At 39.3% G+C, this 15,721-nt stretch carries 12 protein-coding genes; 6 read left to right on the forward strand and 6 right to left on the reverse strand.

Translation table 11 applies throughout. The features are described from left to right. On the reverse strand, positions 1–885 hold an 885-nt coding region (locus F6K40_RS32115; RefSeq protein WP_293141954.1), incomplete at its 3' end, for a NarL family transcriptional regulator. Between the two features lie 98 nt (positions 886–983). Here F6K40_RS32115 and F6K40_RS32120 point away from each other — a divergent pair. Further along, positions 984–1,193 (forward strand): hypothetical protein, encoded by a 210-nt coding sequence (locus F6K40_RS32120; RefSeq protein ID WP_293141956.1) that lies wholly within the window; start codon positions 984–986, stop codon positions 1,191–1,193. Between the two features lie 354 nt (positions 1,194–1,547). Here the strand turns inward: F6K40_RS32120 and F6K40_RS32125 are convergent, their stop codons facing one another. Then, positions 1,548–2,351 (reverse strand): calcium-binding protein, encoded by an 804-nt coding sequence (locus tag F6K40_RS32125; protein ID WP_293141958.1) that lies wholly within the window; start codon positions 2,349–2,351, stop codon positions 1,548–1,550. A gap of 296 nt (positions 2,352–2,647) precedes the next feature. Here F6K40_RS32125 and F6K40_RS32130 point away from each other — a divergent pair, with 296 nt between their 5' ends. Then, positions 2,648–3,646 (forward strand): ABC transporter ATP-binding protein, encoded by a 999-nt coding sequence (locus F6K40_RS32130; protein ID WP_293141960.1) that lies wholly within the window; start codon positions 2,648–2,650, stop codon positions 3,644–3,646. 197 nt (positions 3,647–3,843) lie between these two features. On the opposite strand, the gene F6K40_RS32135 is transcribed toward F6K40_RS32130, so the two are convergent. Together F6K40_RS32135 and F6K40_RS32140 are read right to left on the reverse strand one after the other, a co-directional pair. Continuing rightward, positions 3,844–4,017, reverse strand: a complete 174-nt coding sequence (locus F6K40_RS32135; RefSeq protein WP_293141961.1) for a hypothetical protein — start codon at positions 4,015–4,017, stop codon at positions 3,844–3,846. A gap of 618 nt (positions 4,018–4,635) precedes the next feature. Continuing rightward, entirely contained in the window at positions 4,636–5,367 is a 732-nt protein-coding gene (locus F6K40_RS32140) for a TIGR04283 family arsenosugar biosynthesis glycosyltransferase (RefSeq protein WP_293141962.1), read from the reverse strand. Between the two features lie 904 nt (positions 5,368–6,271). Between F6K40_RS32140 and ubiG the strand changes: the two genes are divergently transcribed. After that, entirely contained in the window at positions 6,272–7,114 is an 843-nt protein-coding gene (ubiG, locus tag F6K40_RS32145) for a bifunctional 2-polyprenyl-6-hydroxyphenol methylase/3-demethylubiquinol 3-O-methyltransferase UbiG (protein WP_293141963.1), read from the forward strand. Between the two features lie 1,218 nt (positions 7,115–8,332). Here ubiG and F6K40_RS32150 read toward each other — a convergent pair. Beyond that, on the reverse strand, positions 8,333–9,898 hold the full coding sequence (locus tag F6K40_RS32150) for an O-antigen ligase family protein (protein WP_293141964.1): 1,566 nt from the start codon (positions 9,896–9,898) through the stop codon (positions 8,333–8,335). Positions 9,899–10,655: 757 nt separating this feature from the next. Between F6K40_RS32150 and F6K40_RS32155 the strand changes: the two genes are divergently transcribed. Both F6K40_RS32155 and F6K40_RS32160 read left to right on the forward strand, forming a co-directional pair. Further along, the gene (locus F6K40_RS32155) at positions 10,656–11,459 is read left to right on the forward strand and encodes an MOSC domain-containing protein (protein WP_293141965.1); all 804 of its coding nucleotides are present in this window, start codon (positions 10,656–10,658) and stop codon (positions 11,457–11,459) included. A 560-nt stretch (positions 11,460–12,019) separates the two neighbouring features. Then, complete coding sequence (locus F6K40_RS32160; RefSeq protein ID WP_293141966.1) at positions 12,020–12,619, forward strand: hypothetical protein; 600 nt, start codon at positions 12,020–12,022, stop codon at positions 12,617–12,619. Between the two features lie 396 nt (positions 12,620–13,015). Here the strand turns inward: F6K40_RS32160 and F6K40_RS32165 are convergent, their stop codons facing one another. Next, positions 13,016–14,086, reverse strand: coding sequence for an NAD(P)/FAD-dependent oxidoreductase (locus F6K40_RS32165; protein ID WP_293141968.1), 1,071 nt, complete (start codon positions 14,084–14,086; stop codon positions 13,016–13,018). A gap of 428 nt (positions 14,087–14,514) precedes the next feature. Between F6K40_RS32165 and F6K40_RS32170 the strand changes: the two genes are divergently transcribed. Next, positions 14,515–15,336 carry a YaaW family protein gene (locus F6K40_RS32170; protein ID WP_293141970.1) on the forward strand — a complete coding sequence of 274 codons (822 nt, stop codon included), beginning with the start codon at positions 14,515–14,517 and terminating at the stop codon, positions 15,334–15,336. The last annotated feature ends 385 nt before the right edge of the window (positions 15,337–15,721 follow it).

The following is a 15,721-nucleotide window of genomic DNA, read 5'->3' on the forward strand; positions in this document are numbered from 1 at the left end:
TAGTGGCCAGTCATCGGGGATAGTAGGTTGAGTTGCTTCCACAACATCCCATCCAGCTTTCTTGAAAATATCAATTTGCTTGCAAGGTCTGTCAGGATTGGTTAAAACTAATCCAGGTTTAAGAGGAACAAATGTTGCATCTATGTGCATGGGGTTCGGGTCTTTAAACTGAATTGTGTGGACTCGGAAGCGATCGCCCAAATTTCTTTTCAACCAAGTAATGCCTAATTGATTTGTAACTTGACTCCTCTGAACAAATAAATCCTGTCCGCAACGCATAATATCAGCAGCATCAAAGCAAGGCTCAAACTCAGTTGTGACAAATGTCCCTTTTTCTGCTAGAGCGTGTCTATCTTCGACAGTATAGATGGGATAGTCAAAGTCATACAGTTCGTCAGCCATCAAGGGTTTAGGAGCAGTTGTCCATTTTGCACCCTGCATCAGATATTCCTTCATCAAGGACCTGTAAGCTCGGTATTCAAAAAACCGCGATCGCCAAGCCATTGGAGCTTCAATAATTTCATTGCCAATAACAATTAGTATGTCCCGTGGCATTGCTGCATACAGACCTGTGGCCTCAAAATCTGGTGTTTTATAAGGCTGAGAAAAATCAATAATATCGGGTCGCCTAACAGTTACACCTTCTCCCTCTAGAACTCGACAAAATTCATCTAACTCTTTTGAGGCAGGTTCAACTAATTCTTGAGGATATGGAAGACCGCCATACTTTTGGAAAAACCACCAGTTTTTAGGATATGTATTTGCCTTGACAGTAGCATCAAATTGTGGTACGCTTGCCCCTTCTACACGCCCTACAATAATTTCTTGTAGGGCGTCCCACTCGTTGTGGCTATTCACAATTGGAATAGATTCTGTATTTTTCATTTTTCCTATAGATTCAATCGAATCTATTGAATCAGGAATTACCCAAAATATCAAGTCATATCAAATCCGGTAGCATTGGTGTAAAAAGAGTGTGGGAAGTGTGGGAGGTGTGGGAAGTGTGGGAGGTGTGGGAGGTGTGGGAAGTGTGGGAGGTATGGGAGGTGTGGGAGGTGTGGGAGGTATGGGAGGTGTGGGAGGTGTGGGAAGTGTGGGAAGTGTGGGAGGTGTGGGAAGTGTGGGAAGGGTGGGAAGGGTGGGAAGTGTGGGAGGTGTGGGAGGTGTGGGGAGATTATAGAAAGATTTGGTAATGCTTGAAGATGGAACATTTTTTTCTACCGAATTAAGCGGATTTGATATCATATACCATCTGTAGGAGTCATATCAAATCCGTTAGCTTCGGTGTTATACAGCGCTTTTCAGATTGATGAACCACATCGTCAGAACCAAAACCCCGTAGGGACGTTCCATGGAACGTCCCTACTGTGGTTTACTGAAATGAAAACTGCTGTAAGAAACCGGGTTTATGGGAGACAGATATCAGTATAGTGGGCATTTTATATAAACCCGGTTTCTCTGCTTTTTTATACCGATACTACCGGATTTGATATCAACGGCCGTTTTGCTCCACAACATTATAAACAGTTACTAGCTCTATTAATTCATCAAAAATCTACACTAATAAATTGTGATTCTGGTAAAGCTGCAACTTCTGAAAATTCTGTGTTCAACACATATCCTAATAATTGATTTGTGCTACCAATTCTAATAGCAGTACCTTCTAAAATACCATCATTATTTGGGTCTAAATCCTGTACAGAAATACCAGTTTTAGCTAACAGTTCCAGTTCATCATTTAACAATGGTAAAACCAGATTTGTATTAATACCAAACTCCTCGAAACTGTTAAAATCTTCAAAGGTTAAATCAGCTTTTGTCAACCCTCCAGTTAATCCAATAATATCTTCAGCAGAGTTAAAATCAGTAATAACTGCATTAGGCAATTCAATACTATTGGGAATTCCTGGAAGTATAGAAAGAACACCACCTAAATCTTGTTCTATTCCTGCTAACTCAGTTCTGAAAACATAGACATCACTTCCCAAACCACCCTGATAAATATCAACACCAGCATCACCAATAAGAGTATCATTACCCTCACCACCAACTAATATATCGGTACCTTTACCCCCAAATAATATATCATCACCTGAACCACCATCAAGAAAATCGGTATCTTTATTACCAAACAAGCTATCATTACCGTCATTCCCTAACAGATCGTCTTCTCCTCTACCTCCAAATATTAAGTCGTTCACAGAAGAACCATTAATGGTATCATTTCCACTAAGAGCTAATATTCCTCCAGGAAAATCATTAGCTTGTTGTACTGTAATAATTTCATTATCATCACCATTTGTTCCTAATAAACGAGGAAGGGGTGCTGAAAAGTCTGGGGTAAGTACCATAGTTTATGTCTCCTAATGTGCTAAGTTTTTTTGTCGTTAGGACTTAGGCAGAAACGGGGTTTATGAACTAAAATTTGCAATATAGCATTTCTCAGATTAGTAAGGTAAAGTGCTGGAGATCCCCCCTAACCCCCCTTGAAAAAGGGGGGAACCGGAAGTCCCCCTTTTTAAGGGGGATTTAGGGGGATCGTTGATGTACCTCACGCCTTGTGAAAACTGTTATATTAACCGTTAAATTAGGGTAATAAACCCGGTTTCTTGGTTGGGAAAGCGTAAGTCCTGTGATATTTTAACTTATGTCTATTATACTAGCTAAAAATTTAAGTAAAGTCTATCCAGTAGCTATCAAAGAACCTGGAATTAAAGGAACATTGCGTCATTTTATCCGTCGCAACTACCAATATGTTAAGGCAGTTGAAAATATTTCGTTTGAAATAGATCCAGGGGAAATAGTAGGATTTCTTGGACCCAACGGTGCCGGTAAAACTACTACTCTGAAAATGCTGACAGGTTTAATTCATCCGTCTAATGGAGAAGTTAAGGTTGCAGATAATATTCCCTTTAACCGCAAGAGAGAATTTTTACAGCAAATTACTTTAGTCATGGGGCAAAAACAACAGTTGATTTGGGATTTACCCGTGTTAGACTCGCTGAAAATTAATGCTGCTGTTTATGATGTTTCTGACAACGAGTATTACAGACGGTTGATGGAGTTAACAGAGATGTTGTCGCTGGAGGGAAAGTTGAAGCAACCAGTCAGGAAATTATCTCTGGGGGAACGGATGAAGGCGGAGCTAATGGCAGCGTTGTTGCATCGACCGCAAGTTTTGTTTTTGGATGAACCAACTTTGGGTTTGGATGTTAACGCTCAAGCAGCAGTTCGGGAATTTTTGCGGGAATATAATCAACGTTATCAGGCAACTGTGTTGTTGACGAGTCATTATATGGCGGATATTACTGCTTTGTGTAAGCGGGTGTTATTGATATATCAAGGTGAATTAATTTATGATGGCAGTTTAGATGGTTTACTCGATCGCTTTGCTCCTTATCGAGAGGTGCAAATAGAATTAGTTAATCCGGTTCCTCCAGACGTGGAAAATTTTCGGCAACTTTTATCTAGTTATGGGGAGGTGGAAACATTGGAACGTCAGGCAGTACGTTTGTTGGTGCGTCGGGAAAATTTAACGGAAACCGTAGCTCAGATTTTGGCAGAGTTAGAAGTACAAGATTTGACGGTGACTGATCCTCCTATTGAGGAGGTTATTGGTAGAGTTTTTCAGTCAGGGAAGTTATGATTCAACAATTAATAATGAATAATTAATAATTAATAATATCATGTCTGGTTGAATAGTTATAAATAAAAATGGAGGAGTCAGGAGGTAGGGACGTATTGCTGACGCTTTCGCTCCGCTAACGCTGCGCGACATGTAACGCATTAATGCTCAAGCAACGTCCGTACAGGAGAAATGAGGGAAGAGGAGGGAATTTTAAGCTATAAAGAAGAGAAAGTTTTTTTGGTAGTCCTGCTCGCGTAATGGCGAAGATACATAAGTTTTGTAATTTCTTCCCAGACTTCCCAGACTTCCCAGACTTCCCAGACTTCCCACACCTCCGACACCTCCGACACCTCCGACACTCCCCACACCTCCCACACTCTCTCTACCATTCCTCAGCACCACCACCGTTTTTTTATCACTAATTATCCGGACATGATATAATTACCTCTCCTTGAAATTGATAGGATTGACTAAAAGGAAAATTTTTATTTATTATCCCCTATCCAAGGGTAGACTTTAAACCAAAATTTTTCGGTAAAGTCAAAAGTCAAAAAGCAGTAGGGTTGCTCTTTTCCGCTGACTTCCATATTTGCGCTGCCTCTTTACCGTCGATTGGAGGCGTACAACGACCACAATAATCATCAATATGATAAGTATTCAACCGGATTTGATATAACTATTCAACTGGACATGATATAACATCATGTCCGGATAAGAGCGTGATAGAACGACCTTCCACTTACGCGACCAAAAAACTTTTTCCTCCTTATACATTCAAACTCTCTTCTCTTCCCTCCTGACTCCTGTACGGGCGATTCGCGAATCACCCCTACGACTCCTGACTCCTCCTTCCTTTGGACATGATATAACATCAAATTCGGTAGTATCGGTATAAAAAAGCAGAGAAACCGGGGAAAGTCTCAAATGCCCTACAATACTAATATTGACTTCCCACAAACCCGGTTTCTGATAATGCTCCAAGGCAAGGGGATTTGATATAAACTCTTTTAACGAATATCTTGATAAAAGCGTTTAAGAAAAGTAGGTGAGACACCAAAACCCCATAAAAAACCAATAAATAAATAGATCAAATTTGCTTGAAAAGCTCCCCATTTAGCTACACGGCGATCGCTAGTATGTACGAACTTATTTACTAAATAAATTCGTCCATATTTGATTAATTTAAGACATAAGTCAGCATCCTCCATAATCGATAGATTAGTATCAAAACCTCCTACTTTCCAAAAATCTGTACGACGACAGAAAATTACTTGGTCTCCAAATAAAATCCGCAAACCTTTAAAGAATAAATGAGGACGAAAAATTAGAGCAGCATAAAAAGTTTTGAGATAATTATGCAAGGAAGTACCCCAGCGAGTAGTTTTGGAATTACCCATAATCGAAATAAATCCACCACAAACAATATTTTGATTTGCTAAAGTTTGGGAAATTATAGAAATTAAGTCATTAGGTACTGTAGTATCGGCATGAACAAAACAGAGAATTTCTCCTGTTGCTTTTTCCGCACCTAAATTCATTTGAATAGAACGTCCACGTTGAGGAGAATTAATAACAGGAATACCAGATGAAATGGCAATAGAAACTGTCTCATCTTCACTCTGACTATCTACTACTAATATTTCTTTTGGTGGGGGATTAAGTAAAGAAAGATTATTTAGGGTATCAGATAGAGAAGTTGCTTCATTAAGGGTAGGGATAATGATAGAAATATTAGCCATAAATCAGTTATGAGTTATCAGTTATTAGTTATCAGTTATGAGTTATTAGTTATTAGTTATTAGGACTAAAGCCATGGGTACCAAATCATACACCTTATGTAGGGGCGAATGGCATTCGCCCCCTACTAGATATAGTGGTTTTGCGTAAGTCCTGATTATATCAAATTCGGTAGATCGGTATAAAAAAGCCTAGAAACCGGGTTTGTTTTAAATGCCCCACTATACTAACATCTAGCTTTCACAAACCCGGTTTCTGATAATACTCTAAAGAAAAGAGAAAATAGGGGGAAATAATTAATTATTTGGTGTTGGTTAATCAAGCTATGAAATCTAAAGAGCGTCATTTCAGTTATCAGTTATCAGTTATCAGTACCTCTGCAATAAGGAGGCTTGACGTAAGGAATATTCTGTTTTTTTATCCCTTTAAAATGGGAGGATTTATACCTTAATTTTTCGGTAAAATTTAAAATGCTTTTAAATTAGGACTTACACAAAACTACAAATCATACACCTTATGTAGGGGCGAATGGCATTCGCCCTCTACTAGATATGGTGGTTCTACGTAAGTCCTGATGATCATAACTACAGCACTTTGTGACTCTATGAGGTACACCAATCGCGGGCAAGATGCCCGCACTACAAGATTTTCACCATATTATAATCAGGACTTACGCAAATTCTTGGACAATACGCTATCTGTAGAGGGCGAATGCCATTCGCCCCTACTAGATATGGTGATTCTGTGTAAGTCCTGATGATCATAACTACAGCACTTTGTGACTCTATGAGGTAACCATCGCGGGCAAGATGCCCGCACTACAAGATTTTCACCATTTACCCTGTACATTATTTGCTCGAAATCTGCTGTATTATATAAATTAAATTGGATTTATTATCAATAATTATGCCAAAAAATGACTTAGAATTTTACGATGTAAGTGCTGATGGATGGTGGGATAAAAATTCTAAAATTTATGCTCTTTATTATCTCAATCAACCGAGGTTTGAATTTTTCGATAGATATATCTCTCAATGGCAAGGATTAAAGGTTTTGGATGTTGGTTGTGGAGGTGGTTTTTCATGTGAATTTCTGGCAAAAAAAGGAACTATAACTTATGGTATTGACTCTTCGGCAAAGTGTATAGAAGCTGCTCAAAAACATTGTTATGAAAATAGTTTGGATATTAATTATAAAGTCGGGGTTGCTGAAAAGTTGCCTTATCAAGATGATACTTTTGATGTTGTGATTTGTGTGGATGTTTTGGAACACGTTTCTGATTATTATCGGGTTGTCTCAGAAATATATAGAGTTTTGAAACCTGGTGGTATTTTTTTCTATGACACTATAAATAGAAATTTTCAATCTCGATTTGTGATGATTTGGTTGATGGAAAATTTATTACGATTAATTCCCCAAGGGGTTCACGATTGGAATAATTTTATTCAACCAGAGGAGCTAAAGGAGTTGATGTTTTCTTTGGATTTTGTTGAGATAGAGATGAAGGGTTTTGATTTGTTTGGAGAAGTAGGTTATGTGTTGGGAGAGTTGAATCTTTTCAGAAAAAATCTGAGGTTTGATAAGTCTTTTCAAGTGTTTATGGGGAAGTTAGTGCAAGTCTGGAAGGCAAATATTCTTAACTATCAGCTATATCAAAAAACTGGTTCTTTTCAAGTTAGTCTAAATGAGGATATGTCAATTATGTATATTGGTAAGGCAAAAAAAAGGAATAATATTATGTGTGGTTGATAGGAAGGAGTCAGGAGTCAGGAGTCAGGAGGGAGGGAAGAGAATTTAGAAAGATTTGGCAATGATCGAAGATGGAATATTTTTTTATAGCGAGTAAGAAACCGGGTTTGTGGGGCATTTGATACAAAGCCGGTTTCTCTGCTTTTGAAAGACATGGAAAAAGTATGCGGTAACGTTGTGTTTCAGTCCCTAAATAGGGATTAGGGTTTCCAGAGTTAATAGGTGGAGCTGGCTTCGATACTTTCGTCCTAGAGTTTCAATCCCTAAATAGGGATTAGGGTTTCCAGAGTAAAACAAAAGAAAAGGAGTTGATTACAATGCAACGGTTTCAATCCCTAAATAGGGATTAGGGTTTCCAGAGATAAAATAATGATGGCTATAATCAAGGGGTATAACGTTTCAATCCCTAAATAGGGATTAGGGTTTCCAGAGTTGGATTTTATAATGGTAAAGTTTTTAGTATAAAGTTTCAATCCCTAAATAGGGATTAGGGTTTCCAGAGAGTTCCGATCCAGAACTACGACATAGCAAGGGTTTCAGATAGGCCAATATACGCACCCCTTTGATTTTATCATCAACAAGGCAAATTTTGGCAAAATGACGACCCTCAAACCCGCTCCTGGTATGGCATCAACGCAGGTCAACGAAAGAATCAGCATTTCAGCGATTCTTCGAGGTGCGTATATGGGGGTCCATGCAAAGATGGAAAACCACCCTTTAGCCACCTTTAACAACCCAGAAATGACTAAAAACTTACTACTATTTATTTCTCGAGGTTCTTAACTGTAAATATACTAACTTTTCCATTTTCCCCTGTCAAGTGGACGAAAAAATCAATTTTTGTTTTTGAGAATAGGGGAGTGGGAAGTGTGAGAAGTGTGGGAGGTGTGGGAGGTGTGGGAAGAAATTACAACAATGCACCTCATTAAACAGAGAAATGCTATGTAATATCAAATCCGCTGGGCAACGAAAGTGATATAATTCTACCATCAGAAAAAAGTCAAAATTCCTAGTTGGTGGAGGGTTTGGAGACCAAACCCCTACAGTCTTGAATTCTACCGATACTACCGGATTTGATATAACCCCTGAATTCTGAGTTCTAAATTCTAAATTCCTAGTTGGTGGAGGGTTTGGAGACCAAACCCCTACAGTCTTGAATTCTACCGATACTACCGGATTTGATATAACCCCTGAATTCTGAGTTCTAAATTCTAAATTCTAAATTCTAAATTCTGACCTTCCACAAATCGCCGCCAAAAGCAACCATCCAATAGTATTAACTCGTAAATCAAATAAACTGACATCAAACATATTAAATATAGTACAGGCACCAAAAGCCACTAAATAACTAAAAAAGATTAAACGGTCTTCCCTAGAATCAACATCAGACCAATTAATTAATAACAAAACTGCCTTCCCCAATATCCAACCCACCCAACCAAATAAAAACAAAGCCGCAGGAATTCCAGTTTCCGCCGTCAGCATCAAAAACAAATTATGGGGATGACCAACCCATGTTTGCATCTGTGCCTCATACAAAGGCGTAAAATTCCGCAAACCCCAACCGATCCAAGGTTTTTCCCAAGTCTTATCCCAAGCAAACTGCCATTGGGTGCTTCGTAAAATGCCTACCGGTCTGTCAAAATTCCGATCGCTGAGTCGTGCCCAAAAGTATTCAGGTACTATGACTTGTAACCATTTGTTCAAAGGTGCAGGAGCAAAAGCAGCTCCGAATAGAGTCGCCACTGTCGCCATTACTAACGCTACCAACCAGTGCCAACCTAGATAAGTAGCATAAGCAAGACTAGCAAATACAACTAATACCCAAGCATTGCGAGAATTTGTCAAAATTAAAGCAACGATATTAGCAATGATTACAACTGTTAAAAAAACAAATGCTCCACCAGACTTGCTCCGAAATATATTGATCAGACCTAAACTTCTGACAAAACTTGCTTCCGATACTAAATTGCCCTCTGTTGTCGGGGAACTATTCTCACCCTTCCGTTGTCCCCCCCTTTCAAAGGGGGGTAAGGGGGGATAGGAATCCCTTTCAAAGGGGGGTAAGGGGGGATAGGAATCCCTTTCAAAGGGGGGTAAGGGGGGATAGGAATCCCTTTCAAAGGGGGGTAAGGGAGGATAGGAAGGAGGTTGAGGAGTTAGGTTTTCAACGGACAATTTTAGTTGAGACGCTCCAGTAGTTTTAACCCGATCGAATTTCTGAAAATATTTCCATTTTTCAATCCATAACCCCAACCCTAAAATAAATACAACCGTCAGATAAATAGCCAAAATATTAGCGTACATAAATACCGACGCCATGCGACTTGGAGGGTTGCCCTGTGGCGCAAGTATCCAACCTAAAATAATCTGTAAATTTAGCAAACCAGACCAACCGAAAAATAATTGCCCGAAACCTAAAATTACGACTGGTACTGAAGAAATTACCATTATCCAAGAAAATTGTCGTAGTTGTGCAGGAGTTTTAATTAAGGTACTAAAAGCAGCAAATACTCCAAAAAAAGGTAATAAATTAGCTAAACCTAAAAATGCTTCTTGGCGGTTCCAGGCAAAAAAAGTAGCGATCGCTAACCAGAGAGCTAGACTAGCTAAAGCTATATTCTGGGGACGGCGAATAATCGTGTGCCATTTTTTGACAAAAGTGCTAATAGCTGCAAAAACGAGAGTTAATATACCGAGAGTTGGTAATAAAGGGAAAATTAATAGCCCTAATTTGGTTAATTTCCATTCTTTATGTAAATAATAGTTAGAATGATGATTCAATTTTCTTTATTTTCTTTAGTGTTAGATAGTGGGATATAATATTTTATAGTAGGTTGGGTTAAGCGCCAGCGCAACCCAACAGATGTTTATTGATTATGAGGTATAGCAAAAGGCAGAAGGTATCCCCCCTACCCCCCTTTGAAAGGGGGGAGGCAGAAGGAAAAATCTGGCGTTGTCTGGGTTTTAGTATAGTAGGTTGGGTTAAGCGCCAGCGCAACCCAACAAATGTTTATTTATTATGAGGTAACTTTTGACTTCTGACTGGCTTTGTTGTAATAGCCATAGAACATCTGTTCCGCTTTTCGGTTGCCAGAGCTGAGATGAAAGGTGAACCTAGTGGCAGCTATATTACCATATCTCGATTATTGATGCTTTATTTATTGGCCAATAGTTAAATAGCTCAAAGCCTTTGCAGGCATAACTTTCAGCATTTTTTATCAAAGATTGATGCTTTATTCATTTATTGGCCAATAGTTAAATGGCTCAAAGCCTTTACAGGTATAAGTTTCAGCCTTTTTTTTAATACCGAAGATAATGATTTATTTATTGGACAATAGTATAGTAGGTTGGGTTAAGCGCCAGCGCAACCCAACAGATATTTATTGATTATGAGGTAACTTTTGACTTCTGACTTCTGACTTCTAAATTGTTGTTGGGTTTATCCTGCGGATAAGCTGCGCTTTTCATGTCGCGCAGCGAAACGTTCCTCAACCCAACCTACGCTGGTTACTACAAACACAAACTATCATATAATAACATGAAATTACCAACAGTCAAACAATTATTTATCCATCCAGTTAAGGGATTAACTCCTCAAACTTGTCAGGGTTTTTCCCTCACTGCAAATCATGGCATTATGGGCGATCGCGCATTTGCTCTGATGTTTCTCGACTCTGACAACCTTAACCCACCAGAGATTGTACCTTGGATGAGTAAAAAGCATTTTGCTGTACAGAATGACTGGCCTGGTTTGGCTGCTTTAGATTGTAATTTTGACGGGGAAACAGAGGTTTTGACGGTGCGACAGCGAGGGGTTGAGTTGATAAGCGAGAATACAAATTTATCTGAAGGACGCGATCGCCTGAGTGCTTTTTTTACAGATTATTTGACTATTCTGGAACCCAATAAAGGAGCGCGACATCCTCAAAAAGCATCTTTGCATTTAGTGGGAAATGGCAAAACCAGTCGTTATCCTGACAGGAAACCGGCGCATATTTCTATTATTAGTCAAGCAACTATGGATGATTTGGGAGAAAAGACTGGTCAAATATTAGATGTGCGCAGATTTCGCCCTAATGTGGTTGTAGAAGGAATAGATGCTTGGTCAGAATTTGATTTAGTCGGGAAAAAGTTTTCTTTGGGTGAAGCTCAAATTACTGTTACTGCTAAAATTGGGCGGTGTATGAATATTGAAGTTGATCCAGAAACAGGCGATCGTGATGTTCCGTTATTGTCGGTGTTGAAAGAAAAATATGGTCATGCTTACACAGGGGTATTAGCAACCGTTGATAGTGACGGAATGCTTGCAGTAGGAGATATTTTGCAGGTTTTGAATGATTGATGAAAAAACTGTAGGGGTTTGGTCTCCAAACCCAAGTTTCTTTTGAATGATTGATGAAAAAACTGTAGGGGTTTGGTCTCCAAACCCAAGCTTCTTTTGAATGATTGATGAAAAAACAGTAGGGGTTTGGTCTCCAAACCCAAGTTTCTTTTGAATGATTGATGAAAAAACAGTAGGGGTTTGGTCTCCAAACCCAAGCTTCTTTTGAATGATTGATGAAAAAACAGTAGGGGTTTGGTCTCCAAACCCAAGCTTCCCTATTCCCTTGCAACTCAAATTTATTGTTCTAACTAAAAGATCAGGTAGTGCTATATTATGATAATCTAAGAAAAAATCAACAATAAGTTAAACGATGGAAACTCAATTATCAGGAAGTTGGCAAGACTGGGTAGGAGTAGCAGGTTATGTTTTATTTGCAGGTTTTATTGTCTGGCGCGTACTGACCATAAAATAAGCTCTCAAATCTCCTCTTTAAAGAGGATAAAAAAAGAAAATTCAGTATTTCTCCTACTGAAGTAGGAGCTACTGATAACTGTTAACTGATAACTGATAACTGACTCATGCCTTACAGTAAACTCACTATAGAATATTTGCAAAAAACCTTTAATTTAACTATAGTTGAAACCGTGGGAAAATTTAATGACTTGCCAGAAATTCCACCAAGTCAATTTTTACAAGAAGCATTGGAATATTACTTGCCGTTAGCTGTTGCTATTGGTACAGAAAAAGCTCGTTCAGAATTAATTATTGCGCCGATTTTATTTGCAATCAAAAAACAGTTAAACAACCAAATAAGCATTTTTTCAGGGGTAGAATTTAATGTCGATATTGAACAGGGATTGAATGGTTTTTGTGATTTTATTATTAGTCGTTCCACCTTGCAACTTTTGATTGAAGCACCAGTTGTTGCTTTGGTGGAAGCGAAAAACGATAATATCAAGTCTGGTTTAGCTCAATGTATGGCAGAAATGGTTGCTGCCCAAATTTTTAATCAAAGAGAAGATCAGGAAATTTCTCTAATTTATGGGGTTGTTACTACTGGAACTATTTGGCAGTTTTTAGAGTTAGAATCTCAAACTATGACAATTGATTTGGAAGAATATTCTGTCAAGAATTTACCGAAAATTTTAGGAATTTTAACGAGTTTTGTTAGTTATTGAAGGGTATGACATCAAATCCGGTAGCATCGGTAGAATTTAAGCTCGTAGGGGTTTGGTCTCCAAACCCTCTACAAACTAGGAATTTTCGCCAATACTGATGGTAGAACCTTATTCTCCAAATCCGCAGGCAATGGAAGTGTAAGTGGAGCGAGACATATTTAATTGTGCCCTGTGACGGATTTCTAAATACTCTTCAGAGTCTAAATATTAGCCGTCTAGGGCACTTTACTGGACTGTTTCAGCTAAAACTGTACATTAGGGAGTAGGGGAGTAGAGGAGCAAAATTGTTGTTGGGTTTCGTCGCTCAACCCAACCTACGCTTATGACAATTGATTTGGAAGAATATTCTGTCAAGAATTTACCGAAAATTTTAGGAATTTTAACGAGTTTTGTTAGTTATTGAAGGATATGACTCAACCAATTTGCTGCAGCTAAACCAGAAGCAAAAGCACCTTCTATATTATTACCACCGCACCAGTCACCAGCACCCACTAATGGCAATGGTAATTCTGTAGTCAGACAAGAAACATCCAAAGGTTGACGACAAAAAGCATAACCCCATGGGTGAACTTGCAACCATTCTGGAGCGCTTAACCAGGGCAACAAATGTTGTGCTGTATGCTCTAGTAATTGTTTACCTACTGGTTGTAAGTCTGGGGTGTCAAGGTGGGTAGTAGCAAACTTGGCGCTACTTTGAATCACAAATACAGGTTGAGTAGGATAGGTTCTTTTGCTACTATCAATACCAACCCAGTCCAGATAGTCATCATTGGGGAAAGCGATCGCTCGCCATTCTGGTAAATTTTCCTGTAGTGCAAGAGAATATCCTGCCATCACACTGATACAGGGGTCATATTCCACAAAACGCAGATGACTGAGAAACTCTGGGTGTATTTCGGCAACAGGTTTTTCCAAAATCATTAAAGCTTGCGGTGTAGGGATAGCTAAAACTACAGCTTTCGCCATTACTTCTGTTGGTTTTTCAGTAGCAGCATTATTAGTAACTTCTAACTTCAGATACCAATTTTTTTCTGCTAGTGGTTGCATAGTTTGTACTCGCCGACTATACCAAATCTCTAAATCTTGGGCAAGAAATTTGCCGACAGAGTTCATTCCCTGGGGCGCAACATAGCAATTTTTGGGAATGGGAAGTGGTAGTCCCTGGGGTTGAGTTAATTGATAAATCTTATCTGTCCAAAGTTGGAGAATTGGCTCCGCATCGGGACTATTTTTTTTAGTTTTTAGATTATGAATTAATTGTTGCAAAAATGTACCTGTGGGTTCTAGGTAACGTACTCCATGATCGGCGCGACTTCCTGACACTCGGCGAGTTGCCATCCGACCTCCCACTCCCCTAGATTTTTCCAACACCACCACCGAATAACCAGCCTTCTGTAGTTCTTGAGCGCAGATTAAACCAGCCATACCTGCACCAATGACGGCAATATCAAATTTTGGCGTGTTCATAATTTTTAAGATTAGGATAAATATTCTATGTTATGATAATTAGTTTGTTAAGCTTACAGGGCTTTTCAGATTGATGAACCACATCGGCACAACCAAAACCTTGTAGGGACGTTCCATGGAACGTCCCTACGGTGGTCTACCGAAATGAAAACTGCTGTAATTTGCTATGGTAATCCTAAATACGTTGTAAGATTTTATCGTAGGGGTTTGGTTTCCAAATCCCTTGACGCTTGGGTTTGGAGACCAAACCCCTACAGTTTTTGCTCACAAATCATTGGGGTTTGGAGACCAAATCCCTTGGGGCTTGGGTTTGGAGACCAAACCCCTACAGTTTTTTATCACAAATCATTTCTTAATGGCTATAGTTGGCTTAGTTAAACTCAATTTAGTATAATAATAGTGCTTTGTGTGTCTGGAGGGAATATAAGTTGGATGAACTAACAGCAGCACTGGAATTAGCAACAGAAGAGGAGTTACAACAGTTAACAGGACTTTTGTTTGGGCGCGGGATCAATCCTTTGGATTATTTCCAGACTCCTCTACCAATAGATGTACAAAGTCGCGATCGCGATGCTTGGTTAGATGCACTAGACCAGAGATTTCGTTATCTGGCAGCGGATGGGATGACGGTATTGCGTGGAAATACTCAAAAATTAACTTATCGGCAAGCTTTAATTAAGGTCTGTGGTTATCTAAAGATTCCCTACTCTCAAAAACTTTCAACCACAGATTTAGAAGCAGAGGTATTTCTTCATGTTTTAGGCCGAACCTGGAAACGTTTACCAAAATCAGAGCAAGAAGTATTAACACTAAATATACAAAATTCTCTGGCTGAGTGTACCTTTCCTCAGCCTATACCAATATCAATACAAAATAATCCCTTAAGTTTACTATTTAAAGGTAGTACCGCCTTGGCTGTGAATTCGGTATTGAAACCGATATTACTAAAGCAGTTGGCTTGTCAATTTGCGATTCATTTTGCTAAATATCAAGTGGCAAAAACAGCATTAGTCAGAGGTGGAGCAACAGCAGCAGCTCAGTTTCAAAGTCACGTTGCTATGCAAATGGCGAATCGAGGAATGGCTATTAGTGCAGCGCGTTACGGGGCAGTACGGACAGCTTTAGGATTTTTAGGTCCGATGTTGTGGACTTGGTTTTTGGCAGATTTGGGTTGGAGAGCGATCGCTACAAATTATGGTCGTGTGATTCCTGCTGTTTTTGTTTTAGCACAAATTCGGTTGTTGAATTAGGGGAGTCAGGAGTCAAGAGTAGTAGGGGCGAACGGCCGTTCGCCCGTACAGGAGTCAGGAGCTATCCTTGGCTGAGTTTGAGCATCAGGAGAATGCTTTTTTTCTAGAAAAATAAAGTCAGGACTTACGGAACATAAGAAAACATACACCAGATGTAGGGGCGAATGGCATTCGCCCTCCTAGGAATAACGTGTTGTCTAAAAATTTGCGTAAGTCCTGAAAGTTATAAATTGCTTCCGACTTTATAAACGTGACTACTTTAACTTTCCTGGCGGGAAGTCCCGCGCTCTCCATCCCCCCTAACCCCCCTTGGAAAGGGGGGAGGGGGAGCGTCGGGATGAAAGCCAGGGCCAGGATTCGGATACCTTCATAAGCTAAACATTCA

It is taken from the genome of Okeania sp. SIO3I5, from assembly GCF_010672085.1.
Lineage (GTDB): Bacteria > Cyanobacteriota > Cyanobacteriia > Cyanobacteriales > Microcoleaceae > Trichodesmium.